General features: G+C 40.1%; 16 protein-coding genes, 8 pseudogenes and 1 other annotated feature. Of the genes and pseudogenes, 6 read left to right on the plus strand and 18 right to left on the minus strand.

From position 1 onward, the window contains the following. Window positions 1-149: 149 nt before the first annotated feature. Both ACSC9N_RS10805 and ACSC9N_RS10810 read right to left on the minus strand, forming a co-directional pair. Entirely contained in the window at window positions 150-431 is a 282-nt protein-coding gene (locus tag ACSC9N_RS10805; RefSeq protein WP_213062759.1) for a transposase family protein, read from the minus strand. After that, window positions 428-535 (minus strand): annotated as a pseudogene (locus tag ACSC9N_RS10810) (hypothetical protein); the annotation flags it as partial. The gene ACSC9N_RS10805 and the pseudogene ACSC9N_RS10810, both read right to left, overlap by 4 nt. A 219-nt stretch (window positions 536-754) precedes the next feature. Between ACSC9N_RS10810 and ACSC9N_RS10815 the strand changes: the two are divergent. From ACSC9N_RS10815 to ACSC9N_RS10825, 3 genes and pseudogenes are all read left to right on the plus strand, one after another. After that, window positions 755-1,497: pseudogene (locus ACSC9N_RS10815) on the plus strand (IS3 family transposase); the annotation flags it as partial. Beyond that, window positions 1,030-1,146, plus strand: a sequence feature (AL1L pseudoknot). (Overlaps the previous pseudogene by 117 nt.) A gap of 504 nt (window positions 1,498-2,001) precedes the next feature. Then, window positions 2,002-3,213 carry a group II intron reverse transcriptase/maturase gene (ltrA, locus tag ACSC9N_RS10820; RefSeq protein ID WP_094148824.1) on the plus strand — a complete coding sequence of 404 codons (1,212 nt, stop codon included), beginning with the start codon at window positions 2,002-2,004 and terminating at the stop codon, window positions 3,211-3,213. A gap of 109 nt (window positions 3,214-3,322) precedes the next feature. Then, window positions 3,323-3,808, plus strand: a pseudogene (locus ACSC9N_RS10825) (IS3 family transposase); the annotation flags it as partial. Window positions 3,809-3,819: 11 nt separating this feature from the next. Here the strand turns inward: ACSC9N_RS10825 and ACSC9N_RS10830 are convergent. From ACSC9N_RS10830 to ACSC9N_RS10855, 6 genes and pseudogenes are all read right to left on the minus strand, one after another. Beyond that, a pseudogene (locus ACSC9N_RS10830) lies at window positions 3,820-4,625 on the minus strand (IS3 family transposase); the annotation flags it as partial. A 457-nt stretch (window positions 4,626-5,082) separates the two neighbouring features. Then, a complete protein-coding gene (locus tag ACSC9N_RS10835; protein WP_094149038.1) occupies window positions 5,083-5,757 on the minus strand; it encodes a 3-oxoacid CoA-transferase subunit B in 675 nt (224 codons plus the stop codon). Continuing rightward, on the minus strand, window positions 5,757-6,425 hold the full coding sequence (locus ACSC9N_RS10840) for a 3-oxoacid CoA-transferase subunit A (protein ID WP_094149036.1): 669 nt from the start codon (window positions 6,423-6,425) through the stop codon (window positions 5,757-5,759). Before ACSC9N_RS10840 ends, ACSC9N_RS10835 begins: the two co-directional genes overlap by 1 nt. Window positions 6,426-6,477: 52 nt before the next feature. Next, window positions 6,478-7,758 carry an MFS transporter gene (locus ACSC9N_RS10845; protein WP_094149034.1) on the minus strand — a complete coding sequence of 427 codons (1,281 nt, stop codon included), beginning with the start codon at window positions 7,756-7,758 and terminating at the stop codon, window positions 6,478-6,480. A 216-nt stretch (window positions 7,759-7,974) separates the two neighbouring features. Further along, window positions 7,975-9,174 carry an acyl-CoA dehydrogenase gene (locus ACSC9N_RS10850; RefSeq protein WP_094149031.1) on the minus strand — a complete coding sequence of 400 codons (1,200 nt, stop codon included), beginning with the start codon at window positions 9,172-9,174 and terminating at the stop codon, window positions 7,975-7,977. Between the two features lie 31 nt (window positions 9,175-9,205). Further along, window positions 9,206-10,360, minus strand: coding sequence for an acyl-CoA dehydrogenase family protein (locus ACSC9N_RS10855; RefSeq protein WP_094149030.1), 1,155 nt, complete (start codon window positions 10,358-10,360; stop codon window positions 9,206-9,208). A gap of 673 nt (window positions 10,361-11,033) precedes the next feature. Here ACSC9N_RS10855 and ACSC9N_RS10860 point away from each other — a divergent pair. Both ACSC9N_RS10860 and ACSC9N_RS10865 read left to right on the plus strand, forming a co-directional pair. Continuing rightward, window positions 11,034-11,870: an IclR family transcriptional regulator gene (locus ACSC9N_RS10860; protein ID WP_094149028.1), complete on the plus strand. Its 837-nt coding sequence runs from the start codon at window positions 11,034-11,036 to the stop codon at window positions 11,868-11,870. A gap of 269 nt (window positions 11,871-12,139) precedes the next feature. Further along, window positions 12,140-12,732 (plus strand): annotated as a pseudogene (locus tag ACSC9N_RS10865) (IS3-like element ISAba22 family transposase); the annotation flags it as partial. Here the strand turns inward: ACSC9N_RS10865 and ACSC9N_RS10870 are convergent. The 3 genes and pseudogenes from ACSC9N_RS10870 to ACSC9N_RS10880 form a co-directional block, all read right to left on the minus strand. Further along, a pseudogene (locus ACSC9N_RS10870) lies at window positions 12,721-12,926 on the minus strand (transposase); the annotation flags it as partial. The pseudogenes ACSC9N_RS10865 and ACSC9N_RS10870 overlap by 12 nt on opposite strands. A 53-nt stretch (window positions 12,927-12,979) precedes the next feature. Next, on the minus strand, window positions 12,980-13,912 hold the full coding sequence (locus ACSC9N_RS10875) for an IS5 family transposase (protein ID WP_094149114.1): 933 nt from the start codon (window positions 13,910-13,912) through the stop codon (window positions 12,980-12,982). A gap of 46 nt (window positions 13,913-13,958) precedes the next feature. Next, window positions 13,959-14,212, minus strand: a pseudogene (locus ACSC9N_RS10880) (transposase); the annotation flags it as partial. Window positions 14,213-14,257: 45 nt separating this feature from the next. On the opposite strand from ACSC9N_RS10880, the pseudogene ACSC9N_RS10885 reads away from it, so the two are divergent. Beyond that, window positions 14,258-15,093, plus strand: a pseudogene (locus ACSC9N_RS10885) (IS3 family transposase); the annotation flags it as partial. A 45-nt stretch (window positions 15,094-15,138) separates the two neighbouring features. Here ACSC9N_RS10885 and ACSC9N_RS10890 read toward each other — a convergent pair. The 7 genes from ACSC9N_RS10890 to ACSC9N_RS10920 all read right to left on the minus strand — a co-directional run bounded on the left by ACSC9N_RS10890 (window position 15,139) and on the right by ACSC9N_RS10920 (window position 19,556). Continuing rightward, the gene (locus tag ACSC9N_RS10890; protein WP_094149115.1) at window positions 15,139-15,444 is read right to left on the minus strand and encodes a hypothetical protein; all 306 of its coding nucleotides are present in this window, start codon (window positions 15,442-15,444) and stop codon (window positions 15,139-15,141) included. Window positions 15,445-15,679: 235 nt separating this feature from the next. Then, on the minus strand, window positions 15,680-16,330 hold the full coding sequence (locus tag ACSC9N_RS10895; protein ID WP_228260981.1) for a DUF6088 family protein: 651 nt from the start codon (window positions 16,328-16,330) through the stop codon (window positions 15,680-15,682). Window positions 16,331-16,356: 26 nt separating this feature from the next. Next, complete coding sequence (locus tag ACSC9N_RS10900) at window positions 16,357-16,638, minus strand: hypothetical protein (protein WP_094149079.1); 282 nt, start codon at window positions 16,636-16,638, stop codon at window positions 16,357-16,359. Between the two features lie 32 nt (window positions 16,639-16,670). Further along, a complete protein-coding gene (locus ACSC9N_RS10905; RefSeq protein ID WP_094149077.1) occupies window positions 16,671-16,916 on the minus strand; it encodes a type II toxin-antitoxin system HicB family antitoxin in 246 nt (81 codons plus the stop codon). 95 nt (window positions 16,917-17,011) lie between these two features. Further along, a complete protein-coding gene (locus ACSC9N_RS10910) occupies window positions 17,012-17,395 on the minus strand; it encodes a hypothetical protein (protein ID WP_094149075.1) in 384 nt (127 codons plus the stop codon). A gap of 33 nt (window positions 17,396-17,428) precedes the next feature. Further along, entirely contained in the window at window positions 17,429-18,193 is a 765-nt protein-coding gene (locus tag ACSC9N_RS10915) for a hypothetical protein (RefSeq protein ID WP_094149073.1), read from the minus strand. Beyond that, a complete protein-coding gene (locus ACSC9N_RS10920) occupies window positions 18,183-19,556 on the minus strand; it encodes a CAP domain-containing protein (protein WP_094149071.1) in 1,374 nt (457 codons plus the stop codon). Before ACSC9N_RS10920 ends, ACSC9N_RS10915 begins: the two co-directional genes overlap by 11 nt. Window positions 19,557-19,574 lie beyond the last annotated feature (18 nt).

Consider the following 19,574-nt stretch of genomic DNA (forward strand, 5'->3'; position numbering starts at 1 on the left):
TATCTTAAATCTTCTTTAGAATTAAAAATAGAACGTGGTTCAAAGCTCTAATAGCTATCATTCTCTGAATAGTAGTTTAACTATTTTATAAATCATCATTCATTAGCGATTGATAAAGTCTGAGCTGAATAAAAGACTTCTTTCATAAGTTATTTTTTACTCAGTTCAATATTGTAGATTCCAGCAATTAAATTGAATCTTAAACCCAGTCTTTTTCCTCGATTACGATATCGCTCGGCAAGGATTTTGAAAGTTTTTAAACTGCCAAATACATGCTCAATCCCAATTCTTCTTTTGTTGATTTCTTGATTATAGGTTTTTAGCTCAGGATTCAATTTACAGCGCTTTTTTGCTTTTAATGGCAATAGGCTATTCGGATACAATGCGTAAATTCCTTGATAGCCTTTATCTGCAAGAATAAAGGCTATCAAGGAATCTGATTCAAGTTGCGTTTAAAGAGTTCGAAATCATGTACAGCACCGCGACTCGTGCATAAACTCAGAATTTGCTGAGTTCTATAATGAATGATGGCCTGTACTTTGAAAGTATGTGCCTTCTTTTTGCCACTATAGCTTTTCTTCTGTTTTTTTAGGTCTTTGTATTAGTATTTCTGTGGCATCAACAATTACCACGTTCCAGTCGATGCCATCGCCCTCAGGCAAATACTTTGGTAAATTAAAGAGATTAGACTTGATCAGACAGTCTGAACCGTACCGGGTTTGTCGGAGAGTCAATATTCTGAGAGACTATCCCGATGACAAAATTAAAATATACCCCTGAAATCAGAGAAAGAGCGGTTCAATTATTGATTGAATCTGAAAAAGATTATCCTTCTACTTGGGCTGCAATCACAGCAATTGCGCCTAAGATTGGTTGTACTCCTGAAACACTTCGTGCCTGGCATCAAAAGCATTTAGATCAGCAAAATCCTATTAAAGTACAACAGATATCTGATCAAGAAAAAATGAAGCAAATGGAACGTGAAATTAAAGAATTAAAGCGTGCCAATGAAATTCTACGTAAAGCAGCCGCTTTTTTCGCCCAGGCGGAGCTCGACCGCCCACACAAATAATGGTGGATTTTATCCATAACAATAAAGACTTATATGGTGTTGATGCGATTTGTAGGATTTTACCGATCGCAGCTTCAACCTATTACCGGACTCTAGATCTCTGCGAAAATCCAGAACATCGAGCAAAGCGAGATCTACATGATGAGCATCATGCTGAACAAATTCAACGAATTTGGAAGGAAAGTTCAGGTCGATATGGTGTACGTAAAGTCTGGCAAAAACTGAAACGTGAAGGCTATATTATTGCACGCTGTACTGTTGCTCGATTAATGAAAAAGCTAGGTATACAAGGTGTTTGGCGAGGTAAGAACAAACAAACCACCCGTAGCCGAGATGACCAAAAACGAGCACCTGACTTGGTGAAACGGAATTTTAGGGCTGATCAGCCTAATCACTTGTGGGTTGCTGACTTTAGTGTGCCGCAGCAAGCGGCGTAAGAGATGAGGGTATGGCCCCTCGCTATCGGCTTGCAGGAGCAGGTAGCAAACCACCATAAGCGGCTTGGATCAAAAGTCCCGGTCGTGAGCGTTATGGAAAAGGCGTTGTAAAGGCGTCAGGTAAGAATTAGGAAGGCGAACACCAGTGAACTGCCGTTCAAGTGTCGAAAGTACTCAAATGACATCAAAACCGGGGATGGATGTTGCCCCGCGATCAGTTTGGCCGTTACCTGCTTACGGGCCATTCGGTGTCCGGCGTAGAGGCAGCGCGATCCTAATTCAGGCTTTTACGTTGAACTGCGGGAACCTTCGGTGGCGATGTCAAGCGAAAGGTACAAGCTCAAAAGGCAAGGCCGATAATAGCAATGCGTCACCAAGGGGCGGAGCAGCTCGTAGTAGTGTTGAAGTTACTGTAATGGTAATGGAGCGAAGGGGCTGCATTATCCAGGTCTGCGGTCTTGTCAACTGCACAAGCAGGAGGAACAAGGCTTTATGACCAAACCATTTAACATTCCTAAAGCGTTAATTTGGGAGGCATTCAAGAAAGTCAAAGAGAATGGCGGTGCTGCAGGCATCGATCATGAATCTATTGAGCAATTCGAACACCACTTAAAAGGCAACCTGTATAAACTATGGAATCGACTTTGTTCAGGCAGTTATTTTCCACCGCCAGTCAAAGGTGTTCCGATTCCAAAGAAATCAGGTGGGGTACGTATGTTAGGCATTCCAACAGTAGCGGATCGAGTAGCACAAACAGCTGTCAAGCTTATATTGGAGCCACAGATTGATCCTCTATTTCATCCAAACTCTTATGGATATCGTCCAGGGCGTTCTGCCCATGATGCGATAGCTGTGGTGAGACGACGAAGTTGGGAGTATGACTGGGTTGTGGAATTTGATATCAAAGGTCTATTTGATAACATTGACCATAATCTACTCATGCGTGCACTTAAGAAACACTGCGAAATTCCATGGATTCTTCTCTATGTAGAACGCTGGTTAAAAGCACCTATGCAAAATGTAGATGGTCAAGTTTTAGAAAGGAATCACGGCACACCGCAAGGTGGAGTTATCAGTCCTCTATTGGCTAATTTATTTATGCATTATGCTTTTGATATGTGGATTACCAAGAATTTTGCGAGTGTAAGATTCTGCCGCTATGCGGATGATGGAGTAATTCATTGCCGAAGTTTATCTCAAGCCAAACTTGTTTTACAAAAGATTGGTGCACGATTTCGTGAATGTGGACTCGAATTGCATCCAGATAAGACAAAGATTGTTTATTGCCAAGATGTGAATCGTCGCCAAGCATATCCAGATGTTCAATTTACTTTTCTCGGGTACACGTTTAGGCCCCGTAAGGCTGTGGACAAGTATAAAAGAGTTTATGTAAATTTCTCTCCTGCAGTCAGTCGTGATGCACTTAAAACAATGCGACAGACTATTCGGAAATGGCATCTACATCTGATGTGTAATCGCGAATTAAGTGATTTATCTGCAATATTTAATCCAATTCTTCAAGGTTGGCAGCAATACTATGGTCGATTCCATGGTTCAGCAATGTCAGCGATCTGGCAACACATGAATGCTTATCTTATACGCTGGATGAGGCGTAAGTATAAAAACTTGGCCCGTCATAAAAGACGGGCTAGATATGCCTTAGGGCGACTTGCGCGTGATTTTCCAAATGCCTTTGTGCACTGAAAAATGGGATGTTTACCATCGGTTGGATAATGGGAGCCGGATGAGCTGAGAGGTTCACGTCCGGTTCTGCGAGGGGCTAAGGGTGAGATTCCCTTGGTCTACTCACCCCTATATTCAAACAAATTCAGGCTGGGTCTATACCGCCTTTATTATTGATGTGTTCTCACGAGCAATTGTTGAATGGAAAGTATCTACACGGATGAATACAGATATGGTACTCGATGCACTTGAGCAAGCATTGCACGATCGAGGCATGCCAAAGAATGTGATTCATCATTCCGATAGAGGTGTTCAATATCTTTCTATTCGCTATACCAATCGTTTAGAAGCTGCAAATTTACGAGCATCAGTCGGTACAACTGGTGATTCATACGATAATGCTCTGGCTGAAACGGTGAATGGCTTATACAAAACAGAGGTGATTGAATATTTAAAAGCAGATTGGCAAGGTTTAGCAGATGTACAACTTGCGACACTAAACTGGGTATATTGGTTCAATAAAAAGCGTGTACACAGTGCACTGGGTTATGTATCGCCTTTTGAGTTTGAAGCAATGTACTATGATAAGATTAACCCGTTAGGTCAGGTGGCCTAACTTAAATAAAAAAGTCTCCGACAAACCCGGTACGGTTCACTATAGCCAACCACTTGCTTCGTGTAAAGGTCTTTTACCGCTGCTAAATACAGCCATCCTTCAACAGTCCATATGTACGTAATATCACTTGACCATGCTTGATTTGGTCTAGTCATTGAGAATTGTTGCTCCAGCAGGTTTTCATAGATCGCTCGATTATGGTCACTATTCGTAGTCCTTTTAAAACGCTTGTGTCGCTTACAATACAGGTGGTTCAGCGCTTTTATCTGACGTACAGCGTACATACTCATTTTTATGCCCTGAGCTTGTAAGTATTTGGTTAATCGAATATAACCATAGCTCTGCCTTGTCTCCTCATGGGCTATTTTCACCAATATCGTCTGTTGATTTCGTTGAATCGTTCTTTTGCTCACGCCTCTCTTGAGCCAATCATAAAAACATGAAACTGAAACATGAAGTAATCGAGCCATTAAGTTAATTGGAAAAGAATATCTTTTTTGTTTCATATAGGCGTACCTTACTGACTTTCTTTGGCAAAGTACGCTGCTGCCTTTTTTAAAAATTCACGTTCCATTTCAGCTATTTTGAGCTGTTGTTTGAGTTTTTTATTTTCTTCGAGTAGAGCGTTTAGATCAGGTGAATACTGTTTGGTACCTGCTAAAGTTCCAGCCTTTGCTTTGGTATTCCAATTTGAAAGAGTTTGCATTGAAATGCTAAGTTGTCTAGCTGTTTCCGAGACATTGCCTTGATTGGCTTCAATTAATTTGATGGCTTCAGCTTTAAATTCTGTGGTGTAAGTCTTGTGTTTCTTGCTCATGGTAAACTCCTGATGAGTGTGTTTAGTTTACCAAGTTAAAACCTCCTGTTTTTTCAGCACACATCACTTAAAACTGTGTCCAATATTTGTTGACCACTACAATACTTTCTTTCGATTGATTAACTAATTTTGAATTATCTATTGATTCAGCATGTATAGAACCTATGCATAAAAAACTCAATAGAACACTACATAATGGGCCTTTCATAAATACCACCATCTCAATTATTAAATTTACTTCTTATCTCTAATTCTTAAGTGTAATGAAAATTTATCCAAATAAGTTAAATTTTAACTCATCCAGTTAACATAATGGATATTATACAAAGTACATTTGTAAGCCCAAAATAGAAATGTCCGCTTTTAGAATACGCAACTAAGCACAAAAATATATAGCACATAAAAAAATCGCAGCCTAAGCTGCGATTTTGAAAAATGGTTTCATTTACTTAAATTATCAAACTGATACTTTTAATTTCTCAGTAGAACGACCATCAAGTAACTTACAACCGGTTTGTTGCTGTAGCTCTTCAAAACTTAGCCCATCGACCATTTCCACTACCCAAGCCTGGTTAGCTTTTAGCTCAATGATACATAAATCAGTATAAATTCGGTCTACACAGTTTTTACCAGTAATTGGATAAGTCAATTCTTCAACAATTCTTGGCTCACCATTTTTAGTGACATGTTCCATACAGACATAGACACAACGTGCGCCCACCGCTAGATCCATCGCCCCACCAACTGCAGGTACAGCATCTAGTGCCCCAGTGTGCCAGTTAGCCAGATCACCATTCACTGCGACCTGAAATGCACCCATAATACAGAAATCTAAATGGCCACCACGCATAATATCGAAGGAATCCGCAGAGTTCATAAAACTGCCGCCATCTAGCATGCTGACCAGCTCTTTGCCAGCGTTGATCAGATCATCATCTGCTTGTTCAGGATTTGTTAAAGCAGAAAAACCCAGAACGCCATTTTCAGAATGCAGGATGATATCCTGTTCAGGCTTTAAGTAACCGGCAACGCGTGTCGGTAAGCCAATGCCCAGATTCACAAAAGAACTGGTAGGAATATCCTGTGCAACTTTTTCTACGATCTGCTCACGTGTACGTTTTTGAATAGTCATTATTTGATATCTCCTACCTTCACCACATGCTGTACAAAAATACCCGGGGTCACGATAATCTCAGGATCAAGATCCCCCAGCTCCACAATTTCATGTACTTGAGCAATCGTAATTTTGGCTGCTTTTGCCATTAATGGGCCAAAGTTACGTGCTGCTTTACGGTAGGTCAAGTTACCCCATTGATCAGCCTGCTTGCCATAAATCAAGGCATAATCGGCATGAATTGGATATTCCAGCACATAGTCCTTGCCATTGATATGACGGGTCTCTTTGCCTTCAGCAATCTTGGTTCCAAAACCTGTAGGCGTAAATATAGCACCCAGACCGGCACCTGCTGCCTGAATTCGGCAAGCTAAATTCCCCTGTGGTACGAGCTCTAACTCTACTTTTCCAGCTTTATACAACTCTTCAAACACTTTGGAATTATTGGCACGTGGGAATGAACAGATCATTTTCTTAACAAGCCCTGACAATAACAGGTTGGTTAGACCACGGTCACCAGAAGCTGCATTATTGTTAATAATAGTCAGATCCTTAGGGCCAATATCAATCAATGCTTCAATCAATTCGATTGGCTGTCCTGCCAGACCGAATCCACTCGTCATAATATGCGCACCGTCTGGAATCTGCTTTAGTACGGTTTCGATATCCTGTGTGATTTTATTCATTCTATTGCTTCCTAGCATTTACCTGTCGCTATAAAAATATTTGATCTGCAAATTAGTCTGCTTTTTGTGGGTCAAATAAACGGTTCTTAATGAAAATGGCCGGAATAAGACCACAAATAAAATAAGCCACACTCATAATCAGTAGACCCGTACCAATCGAGCCACCTTGAGCAAAATACCCGATCGTTAAGGGTGCCAATACTGCGCCTAGACGGCCGATGTTATAAGCGCCACCTGTAGCTGTACCACGGACTTTAGTAGAGAAACTTTCAGTCATATACGTAGCGTTAATGCCATATGGAATGCCGTAAAGGAATCCGAAAAATAGCATCAGCCATAAGATATTGTCTGGTGTATTACCAAAGACAATGATTGGAATAAAAATTGCGGTACCCATCGTACCGAAAGCAAATACGGCACGACGCCCTATTTTGTCAGCGATAATGCCTGCGATAACTTTGGTACACATCATGATTAGGAAGGTCCCAATCATATAGGTGGTCATTTCTTTAAACTTGATACCCAGATCTGATTCAAGATAAGCCGGTAACCAGTTACTCACACCGTAATAACCAAACTGTAAAAATGCCGTACTAAATGACCAGAGAATAAACATGCGACGACTTAAAGCATCAGCAAAAATCATTTTGAAGGTATTCTTTGGTTTTTCCTGCACCACTCCGGTAGTTTTAGCTTCTAAGCGTTCTTGACGGGCTTTTAGCCACGCTTGTGGTTCTGGCACCAGAAAGAACATTCCTATGGCAAGAACGATCGGAATAATGGCAATATAATAAAGATAGCGCCAGCCTAACTCTGGGAGTAACCATCCTGCCAATACAGTTGCAACCACTGAGCCTAGTGTCCAACCTGTCATTAACGCTGCAAGTACTGTAGAGCGATATTTAGTTGGCACGTATTCTGCCATTAACGTATTACAGGCAATGTAAAGTGCACCTAAGCCAATTGCAGAGAAAAATCGTAACCACTTAAACTCATCATAGCTTTGAGTGAAGCCCAGCCAGAATGTTAATGAAGAAAATAATGCGATAGCTATAACAATCACCCGAACTCGGCCGAATCGGTCACAAGCCCAACCACCAAAAAAGCCACCAATTGCCATACCAGCAAGTGTCCAACTACCGAGTGCACCTGCTTGAATACTACTTAATGAAAACTCTTGCTTAAGGCTAGTTAGACTGTAGGCTAATAGCGCAAGATCTGCGCCATCAACTAGCAATGCTAGAAATGAGAATATGAAAGCCAGAATCCAAACCTTTTTTTTGGGCATATTTTCTTCTGGTAAGTGGTTTTGTTGCGTACTGAGCGTATCCATAATGTCCTTTTCACTTTGCTGGCACTCCTGTGCCTTTAAAATTTATATTTCACCTAACTCATTAAATGAAATATATCTTATTTAATCATTCTTTAACTTGTAGATTGGCTATGCAGTACATTCAAAGATATTCTCGAGAGCTAACTTTAGTTACTTATGAAATAAGGCCAACTAAAACAAACTAGCCAGCAATGCTGGCTAGAGAATTATTTGGATTTAGTTAGAAAATGCAGCAATTCCAGTCTGTGCTCGGCCTAGAATCAAGGCATGCACATCATGAGTACCTTCATAAGTGTTTACCACTTCCAAGTTCACCAAATGACGTGCTACACCAAATTCATCAGAAATACCGTTACCACCCATCATGTCACGGGCAACACGTGCAATATCGAGTGCTTTACCGCAGTTATTACGTTTAATCAGTGAAGTTCCTTCTACTGAAGCAATACCTTCATCTTTCATACGGCCAAAACGCAAAGCAACTTGCAGACCTAGAGCAATTTCAGTTTGCATATCAGCTAACTTTTTCTGAATCAACTGATTTGCCGCAAGTGGACGCCCAAACTGTTTACGGTCCATGGTGTATTGATGTGCTGTATGCCAGCAAAACTCTGCTGCACCCATCGCACCCCAAGCAATACCGTAACGTGCACTATTTAGACAAGTAAATGGACCACGTAAACCACGAATTTCAGGGAAAGCATTTTCTTCCGGTACAAATACGTTATCCATAACGATTTCACCAGTAATTGAAGCACGCAGACCAACCTTACCGTGAATCGCTGGTGCCGATAAACCTTCCCAGCCTTTTTCCAAAATAAAGCCGCGAATGTCACCAACGTTACCTTCAGGAGAAACTTCTTTCGCCCAGACCACAAATACATCTGCAATCGGGCTATTGGTAATCCACATTTTTGCACCAGTTAGACGGTAACCACCATCAACTTTCTTGGCACGAGTAATCATGCTGCCTGGATCAGAACCATGGTCAGGCTCAGTTAGACCGAAACAGCCGATATATTCACCTGAAGCAAGTTTCGGTAAGTATTTTTGTTTCTGCTCTTCAGAACCGAATTCATTAATTGGAACCATCACCAGAGAACTTTGTACGCTGGCCATTGAACGGTAACCTGAGTCAACACGTTCAACTTCGCGGGCAATCAGACCATAGCTGACATAGTTTAAGCCTGCACCGCCATACTGTTCAGGAATAGTTGGGCCAAGCAGACCTAATTCACCCATTTCACGAAAAATGGTTGGATCAGTTTTCTCATGACGGAACTGCTCCAGAACACGTGGTTGAAGCTTACCCTGACAATAAGCGCGTGCAGATTCCATAATCATGCGCTCTTCTTCTGTGAGTTGCTGCTCTAATAAAAATGGATCTTGCCAGTTAAATCTAATTTTTGTCGTCATTTTAATATTCCCAATTTATGCAAATCAATTTTTATGCAGTTGCTTGTTTAATGAGTTCACGAGCAATAATAATTTGCTGAATTTGCGTCGTACCTTCATACAAACGGAACAAACGTACATCACGGTAGAAACGTTCAATTGAATATTCGCTGATGTAGCCAGCGCCACCATGAATTTGTAGACAACGATCCGCTACACGACCACACATTTCAGTGGCAAACATTTTCGCGCAAGATGCCTCTGTGGTGACATTCTGACCTGCATCGCGCAATCGAGCCGCATCAAGTACCATGCATTTAGCTGCATAGATTTCAGCTTTAGAGTCGGCCAACATACCTTGAATTAGCTGAAAATTGGCAATCGGTTGACCGAACTGTTTACGTTCCACAGCATAGTTTAAGGCATCTTTCAACATCCTTTCTGCCATACCGACGCTATATCCAGCAATATGTAAACGACCTTTATCCAAAACACGCATCGCGGTCTTAAAACCAATACCTTCAATACCACCAATCAGTTGGTCTTGATGCACACGACAATTGTCAAAAATCACATCACATGTATAAGAACCATGTTGGCCCATTTTTTTATCAATTTTACCAAGACTTAAACCCGGGGTGCCGGCTTCGACAAGAAATGCAGAGATACCACTGGCACCTTTAATATCTGGATTAGTACGCGCCATAACAGTAAAGGTTGTTGCACGCGGTGCATTGGTGATAAAGCGCTTAGTGCCATTTAAGATGTAATGATCGCCATCTTTAACCGCATTGGTTTTTAATGATGCAGCGTCCGAACCAGAATCTGGTTCCGTTAAACAAAATGAACCAATGATTTCACCAGTCGCATACCGTGGTAAATATTTTTGCTTTTGTTCTTCCGTTCCATCAATCACAATCCCGCTTGACCCAATGCCATTATTGGTCCCAATTAAAGAACGGAATGCTGCCGATGTTTGTCCTAACTCCATTGCCACCAGAATTTCTTCTTCCATAGTGATGCCTAAACCTCCGTATTGCTCCGGAATGGTCAGACCAAATAGACCCAATTCTTTCATCTGATCTACAATGTGTTCTGGGATCGCATTTTTTTCTTCAACTTCATGTTCCAAAGGAACAAGTTCATTTTTTACAAAATCACGAATTGTACCTAACAACTGTTCCAGCATTTCCGGATCACGAATCATGTTTTACTCCCTATTTAATATTTTTTGAGTAAATTCCTTTACCCTTATCGATTTCACAATACGAAATAAATAATCAAAAAACAAGGGAAATAGCAAGAAAAATTTATTTTTCAGCCAAAATAACATCGAAATCGACTTATCAAGCTGATTTTTTATAAAAAATAAAATTTTGCAGAGCGAAATAAATCTGCTTTTGGAAATAAAAGCAGTTCATGATTTTTGATCCAATTACACTTTGATCTGAATTGTTCACTTATTTCAGTGTTTGAATAAGTATTTCTCCCATCAATATTGCTAGAAAATGCCGAATTTTCAAAAAAATATTTTGGGTTCGTTATACTTTTTTTCTAATTATTTGCTATACAACTAAGATCGTTATGCAATCTAATCCATGATATTAACAATCTAAATATTCTAATATGAGCCATATATGTAGTATGTAAAGGCAATAAACAATTTCTCTAAATTGGTTTGTAGGGATATATGATTTCAACTAATAATGTGTGAAATTGGCTTTAGATTCTAAAATACAGTTTTTATATTTATTTAAAACTTCAAATGAATTGTATGAATCGCCATTCATCTTTTATAGTAGGACAAAACAAAACATTTATTTTGTATCGTGAAATTAAATTGATATGATGCTTCTATAATTGACTTTGAACGAAGTAGCATGACATCCAAAAATAAATCAGAAAACCCTAATTTCGATGAAATTCGCTTAGATCCAATTTCGCATATTCATCGTGAAAACAACCCACAATTCATTGCTTCAATTGCTCGTGGTCTTGAAATTTTACGTTGTTTTTCATCAACTAACCAGCTATTGGGTAATCAAGAAATTGCTCAACTTACTAATTTACCCAAGCCGACAGTCGCGCGTATTACAAGCACTTTAGTCTCTTTAGGTTATCTTAAACAATTACCTAGCACGACTAAATATTTGCTGGATATTGGTGTCTTAGCATTAGGTTATGCAGCTCTTGCTAATATTTCCGCACGTACTCAAGCACAACCATTTATGGAAGAAATGTCACGTTATGCACAAGCTCCTGTTGCGATGGCAACACGTGATCGCTTAACGATGATGTATTTAAATGTAGTTCATACTGATTCGACATTAACCATGCGACGTCCAGTAGGTTCTACTTTACCCATTCACTCAAGTGCAATGGGACGGGCATGTCTAGCTGCAATGGAAACGAAGGAACGCGAATATTTAATTGAAGCAATTCGTAAGCGTAATCTAGACAATTGGCCAGCAATAAAGCGTAACCTAGAACGTTCATTGAGAGATTATCATGATTACGGCTATTGTCTCTCGATAGGAGATTGGGCTAAAGATGTTAACTCTGTAGCTGTCCCACTTATCCATTCGAAACATGGCATCCTAGTCTTTAATTGTGGAGCTCCAAGCTATTTACTTGACCAAGATAAATTAGAAAATAAGATTGGCCCACGATTAATTCACATGGTAAATAATATATCCGCAAGTTTAAATAATATGTGATCAGTTCAACATAAAATCGAAAAGAAATTCTAGTCATATAGACTAGAATTTCTTTGGAGTTGATCTTAGTTGTCACTCTAAGTCGAAGCGCCATAATGACCCAGAACAATGGAGTTATGACATCATTAAATTAAAATATTATAGCTGCTTCTAGAAAATAGTTTTGGTCATTATTTTTCAAACCAATCACCAATTTAAAGTATTGATGTGTGCTGAAAAAACAGGAGGTTTTAACTTGGTAAACTAAACACACTCATCAGGAGTTTACCATGAGCAAGAAACACAAGACTTACACCACAGAATTTAAAGCTGAAGCCATCAAATTAATTGAAGCCAATCAAGGCAATGTCTCGGAAACAGCTAGACAACTTAGCATTTCAATGCAAACTCTTTCAAATTGGAATACCAAAGCAAAGGCTGGAACTTTAGCAGGTACCAAACAGTATTCACCTGATCTAAACGCTCTACTCGAAGAAAATAAAAAACTCAAACAACAGCTCAAAATAGCTGAAATGGAACGTGAATTTTTAAAAAAGGCAGCAGCGTACTTTGCCAAAGAAAGTCAGTAAGGTACGCCTATATGAAACAAAAAAGATATTCTTTTCCAATTAACTTAATGGCTCGATTACTTCATGTTTCAGTTTCATGTTTTTATGATTGGCTCAAGAGAGGCGTGAGCAAAAGAACGATTCAACGAAATCAACAGACGATATTGGTGAAAATAGCCCATGAGGAGACAAGGCAGAGCTATGGTTATATTCGATTAACCAAATACTTACAAGCTCAGGGCATAAAAATGAGTATGTACGCTGTACGTCAGATAAAAGCGCTGAACCACCTGTATTGTAAGCGACACAAGCGTTGATGTGAGCTGAAATGCACGTATTAGCAGCGTTTCAGTATTTATAAAAATGTGAAACTTACGCAATTGGGCCGACATTCAGGCCGATATTTCTTGCGTTTCCATTCACCTGCACCTAAAAACTTTAAGCCAGTAGAGTCGACGAGTAGATGTAGACCATCACTGCTTTTTTGATAATTAATAACAATATCAATAGGCTTTGTTGCATAAAGATTTTAAAGATAGAGCTTTCCTGAGTCGCTCAAATTTAAGTGACAACTTGGGTATGAGGTCGGCCTATTTCTGTAAATTTATTTAAGACCGCTACACGAGCATGAATTTCATTCACTTGACTAGGAAAGCTTCTTGCCATTAATTTATCGCCTAATAATTTGATGCAGTGCATCTTGGTTTCAACCAAACTGCGTCGATGATAGCCTGACCATTTTTTCCATAGTGTCCTGCCTAAATGTTTAACAGTACGAAGTAATTCATTTCGCTCTAGCGAATGAACTTTTGTATCCTTACAAGGCTTCGCATTTTTTCTTGGCGGAATCACCGCATGCGCTTGTCGATCTGCAATAACCTGACGGCATTGTTTTGTGTCATAAGCCCCATCTGTATAGACTGAATCAATCTGTTCATCTGGTGGAATTTGATCAAGTAAATTACCAAGTACTTGTGAATCACTGACATTATTCGTCGTGAGCTGAACTGCCCGTATTTGCAGCGTTTTAGCATCTATACCAATATGCAGTTTACGCCATTGCCGACGGTATTCAGGTTGATGTTTCTTGCGTTTCCATTCACCTTCACCTAAAAACTTCAGGCCAGTTGAATCTACAAGTAGATGTAGTTCACCATGACTTTGCTGATAGCTTATCTCAATATCAATTTGCTTTTGTCTTCTGCAGAGTGTGAAATAATCTGGTGCCGTCCAACTTAAACCACAGAGTTGAATAAGACTTTGCACAAAGCCTGTAACCATACGTAAAGAAAGTCGAAATAGACATTTGATCATCAAACAGCATTGAATTGCTCTATCTGAGTAGGTTTGATTTCGTCCTTGTTTACCTTGTAATTGAGCATACCATTGAGTCTGAGGATCAAACCAAATCGAAATATTTCCACGATTAATGAGTGCTCGGTTATATGAAGACCAATTGGTTGTACGATAAATTTTAGGTGTAGGCTTATTCATCTCAGAATTATATTGCTGAATCAGACCTTACGAACAGCTTTGTGCAACAAAGCCTTATCAAGTGGCTTTGAGCAAAGCCCGAGACCATACGTAAAGAAAGTCGAAATAAAGATTTGTTCATCAAACAGCACTGAATCACTGTATCTGAATAGGTTTGATTTCGACCATGCTGGCCTTGTGGCTAGGCATACCATTGAGTTTTGGATCAAACCAAATTGAAATATTTCCTAGCTTGATTAAAACTTGGTTATACGAGGACCAATTGGTCGTGTGGTAGATTTTAGGTGTAGGCATCTTCATTCTGAAATTATATTGTTGAGTAAGTCTTTAAGAATAGATTTGTGCAACAAAGCCAAGCAAAACTATAAGTTAAAACATTTAGTACGTGCTTCACAAATGGCTCGAAGTACGTACTTTTATCATGAGTAGCAATCAAACTTTGATAATAAATACAGTGATCTCAAACAGCAAATCAAGGTAATTTATGATCAACATAAAGGGCGATATGGATATCGCAGAATCACGCTTGCCTTAAGAAACGTAGGCATAGAATTAACCACAAATGTGTACAGCGATTGATGCAGATAATGGGCTTAAAATCACGAGTACGCCCTGTAAAATATAAATCGTACAAAGGGCAAGTAGGTAAGATTGCCAAGAATGTATTACAGCGCCGATTTAATGCCGATCATCCTAATCAGAAATGGACAACCGATGTAACAGAATTTAATGTAGATGGAGAGAAACTTTACCTATCATCGATCATAGATTTATTTAACGGGGAGATCGTTGCCTATCAAACCAAACGAAGACCATAATATGATTTAGTCAAAGAGATGCTTGATAAAGCATTCAGCCGACTTACATCAAAAGATGAGTTACTTCTTCACTCGGATCAGGGTTGGTAATATCAAATGCGCCATTATCAGCAACAGCTCAAACAACCAGGAATTACGCAAAGTATGTCAAGAAAAGGAAATTGTTTGGATAATGCTGTCATGGAGAGTTTCTTCGGAATACTTAAATAAGAATGCTTTCATGGGCAAAAATTTAATTCAGTTGAAGAACTGGAGCAAACCGTGAAAAAATATATTCATTATTATAACCATGAAAGAATCAAGGTTAAATTAAATGGACTAAGCCCTGTGGAATACAGAACTCAGTCCTTAAAAGCTGCTTAATCAAACCGTCCAAATTTCGGGGTGCAGTTCAATTGCTCCCACTTTTTATTTTTGTTCATGTTCTTTGTAGTACTGATGTGCTCTCTTAGAATTATGTTTCCAACTTTTAGCAACTTTATAAACGCAAGTCGGAAAATCATCCCAAACATGAGGTAATCCTGTACCACGTGCTACACGAATTTTAAGCGAATAGCTTTTGTATTCAATACAATGCAAAAAATAAAAGCTACGCTCTTGCTGAGTACTAAATTTCTTAAATATAGAACTTCTGACATTAGGGTAAACCTTCCAAAGATAATCGTGTCGAGTACTTTGTATTGATTGCTTGTATTGATGTTTTAGTTTTTTCATTGTTCCTCCTAGGTAACATTACCTAGAAGGGATCCTCTGCGAAATAGTACATCGTCTTTAGCCCTGTGAATTAAAATTTAGCATGTAAAAATATCACCAAGTAGTATGAAATAAACTACTGCAAGGTAGTATAACTAAAATCAATGTATACAATATGTGAGCCCCATTATTTACTAAATACTGTCTTGTTTATTGGGCTCAGGAAAAATATGAGGAATTCAAAACATTCTTAGCATTAAATCCTGAAGCAGGAGATGTAGAGCCTAATGCAGGTGGCAGTCCAATTTTCATAATCACTCATCAACCTTTTGATCCATTTCGGCAAATCCGCTGAAAGTAACTTTGCATACTCGTCAAGTGATAACTGATCTTTGATCGCTTTTATGATCTTATCATCCACAACATTTGATCCTAAATAGTATAAAGCAGAGATCGCCATACCTACTTTTTGTAAAGGGTATTGGAGCAGTCGCTGATCATCCGTGTGATTCAGTACCACATCTACCCCAGCCAGTTTGAATCGCCTTGAACGGCCATTGGTATGTAAGACATAATATAGAGGAACTTGAGTACTTAACCCAAAACGATTGGCACAATAGCCACCATCATATTGAAACGTCTCACCAGTTAATCGAGTTAACGCGGCTAACACTTTGGAGAGGTCAGGCGGCAATACTCTCGGCGGATTCAACAGATGAGTGTATTTAACTTTATAGTAAATGTTAAACACAACCTGACTGACCTCCCCCTGATCCAAATAGGGTGATAAAAAGCTTAACAGCTGCTTCTTGGAAAGAGCAACACTGAAATCTTGAACAGAAAATACTGAGCCTGCTGCTAAATTTTTCAATTCAGTGGCCAATCGTCTTTTAATATTTTCATCCATAGGCACAATTCATCATCTTGATATACTTATCTCAGACCGAAATTTTCCAATGCAGCTTCATTAAAATCCTGATTAAACATCTGCTTCACCCGATGTTCTCTTTTTAACGTTGCGACTGTAGCGAAGAAACACGCCTCACATAAATACAGTTCATAGTATTCTCCAGCATGCTTGGAGCCATTGCCCCAATTGGCAGACAGGACAGCATGGTTCAGTTGAGTGGACTCCTTACAAACGTCACATAAAACATCTATCGTTTGCTCTAGGTTGTTGTATTCTTCTAAGTCTTCCTGTTCTTTGCTTTCCACATTAGTCTCCTCACTTTTGATGCTTGTGAGATTTATGTCAGTGTCTGAACCAAAGCAATCAGGATCTCACCCTTTTGGCATTCACTGGGTGGAGGTAAACTCCGACCCTCTTCAAGATAGAAGTCTACACTGGTAAACAGCGCATCTTTGGCCATCTGTAGCGCATCCTCGAAATTGTCACCACAAGTCATTGCCTCTGGAATATCCCGAAATGAAATGTTGTAAGCCTGCCCTTCTTGTTCAAATTTTGCTGGATAAAATATTGGACTACACACCATGATCGAATTCCTTTAATACTAATCAAACCATTCATTTCTTGCTTTTAAAGCCCCTGTCTCAGCAAGGGCCTGTCTTGATCATTGTTTTAAATGCTTTATCTAAAATAATAACCCAGCGTATCGTCTTTTGAGTCTCCCCACCCTGTCCAGATTTCTGTCAGCTGGACATAATCCTGATTGATGCTTTTGACTTTGTATAAAAAGCTACGGGGCGGCGAAGTCTCATTGAGGCGTACTTTTTCGATTAAAATAAAGGTCTTGTCATCCAACCATCTGACCCTAAGCGGCATAGGATCCTGACACTGTCCCAATTCTGCATACATCGCCGCATCTTTACCATTTTTGGAGAAGGACAAGCCGGCACATTGGACCTCAGGGATGTCCATCACCAGACGTTTTCCGATCAGGCTTTCTTTGGCGCCCGCACAGGCCAAGCTTGAAAGACTGAGACATAAACCCGCTAAAAATATTTTTTTCATGACGTTACTCTTTCTTTATTCAGTTGAAGCGGTTTAAGACATATTGTCAATAAAGCCACACTGTAAAATGTGCAGTGATGGATCTATTGGATGGTCATACAGACTGATATAAGCAATCATGCTGCTCAGATCAGAAACATCCCGTTTGTAATGTTGGGTATAGATGTAAATCTGTTTAGGGCTGTAACGCTTTCCATTTTGAAAGACCTCGCCGTTAAACACCTTTAAATGCGGATACTGTTGAAAGACCTGCTGGGTCTTAGTACGTTTCTCATTGTCATGTGCTGAGGCTTGATCCCACTGCTGTTTAAAGCGTTTAAATTGCTGCCCGCTATAGGGACTGAACTGAATCTTTAACCCTTCCTCTAGCTTCTGCTTGGTTTGGGCCATATCATCATTGCGATAAATCGAAGTACTTGCCCCAGCCACACTGACCTGCATCAAAGCCTCAATCCGTTGGATCGGATTGCTTTTATCTTTGGGCAAATAGACTTCTATTTCAGGACAATCCTCACAGTAGTTTTCATCGTCTGGATCATCCACAACGCTTGATTTTTGCTGGGTGTAGTGCTGCTTAAATTGTTGTTGCAGAGTCGTTAGATTAGAGGCTGCGGTATGCGTCCAATCTCCTGTGGCCAATTGATTGCTAAAAGACTGTTCTTGCTTGGCCCAATCCAAACAGTTTAAGCCCTGCTCTAAAGTCACTGCATTGGAAGTAGAAACCGGCTGTGCCACCACAGTCTGCAATGCCAATAATGAAGCGCTGGCGAGTAAAAATGATCTCAGCTTAAATCTCATTGGATGATTCTCCTGCTGAGCGTTGTTCTCCTGATAAGCGTTGTTCACCAGACTGATCATCAACTTTAAACCAGTAGGCATAATCCTCAGCTTTTCCATCCACCATCACATGCTGCACATTAACGTCATAGATCACGTTGTATTCCATTGCGCTAAAATGAAATTGCAGATTATTGGCCACTAAACCATAGCTGATATTGTCATACTGGATGTTGCTGATCGTTTGAACTTGCTGATTGTCTCGTCTAGTCACTGTAAGCTTCACCTGTGAAAAATCCACCGTATTGTTGGCATAGGCATTTTGTGGATTGACTAAAATCGACAGGGATAAGGGTTCGGTTTTTGCAAAGAATTTCTTCGGATACACATGATACGGATAGGCAATCACCCCTTTTGGCATCGTGGTACTTAGGGTTTGCGATGCATAGGGATAGACCACTTTCATGGCAGCGCCTAAGATGGTCGCTACGCTTTTAGCCTCGGTATTGGAGACTTCGCCATAGGCGGTTTTAGTCAGGAATGGACTCAAGATATGACGTCGATGTCCAATACTGGCCGAGTTTTTTTCAATCAGCCAGTTGATCACATGGGTATCTGCACCGTAGCTGGCTAAAGGCTGATAGGCTTGAACAAAGTTCAAGTTCGATGTTGAAGCCCCTTGATAGCCAATGTCACTAAAACAGCGCCAAGTACGATCCGGATAGTGTGAGGTCTTTTCATTCACCGCCAGTAACATAGAGGCTTGCATCATCTGATCTTCATAGGCTTGGTCATAGCGAACTTTCGGCAGATTATGTAAGGCACGAATCTCATTCAGGGTATTGATAAACAGCTGACGCTCCGCCTCACTGGGTCTCCCTGCCTGACAAGCATTCAAATCTTTATGCTCCTCTGCATCCGCCTCAATGACATCTACCACCATCGTGCTATTCACAGGCAGAAGCTGTGAGGTTCCCGCCTGTGTCAGTTTTAAAGTACATTTGCCCAAATCTAAGGCTTTTAACTCGCCTTGTTCGAAGTCACAAATATTCGGACTTTCACTGCTAAAACTGAGGGCCAGATCTTGATCCGTCTTTAGGTTCAACTGATAGGCCTGACCTTTGAGAAAGCGCTGGAGCTGTAAGGGTTCAAAGCGTTGTGCTGTCTTGTTTTTACAGATCCCTTCTTGGAGATATTGCGTTTCAGAACACGTGACAGGCTGAGGTGAAGTACCACCATCGTTTGCTCCATCCGTTCCACCACTATTGGAACCAGTGCTTCCGCCTGAACCACCACCGCCACATCCGACCATGGCCATACTGATGGCCAGCATCAAGGTGCTGGTTCTAATCGATGCTATCCCCGTTTTTGAATGTTTCATCATTTTATTAGCCCTCTTATT

It is taken from the genome of Acinetobacter sp. PC34, assembly GCF_051789135.1.
Classification (GTDB): Bacteria; Pseudomonadota; Gammaproteobacteria; order Pseudomonadales; family Moraxellaceae; genus Acinetobacter; species Acinetobacter johnsonii.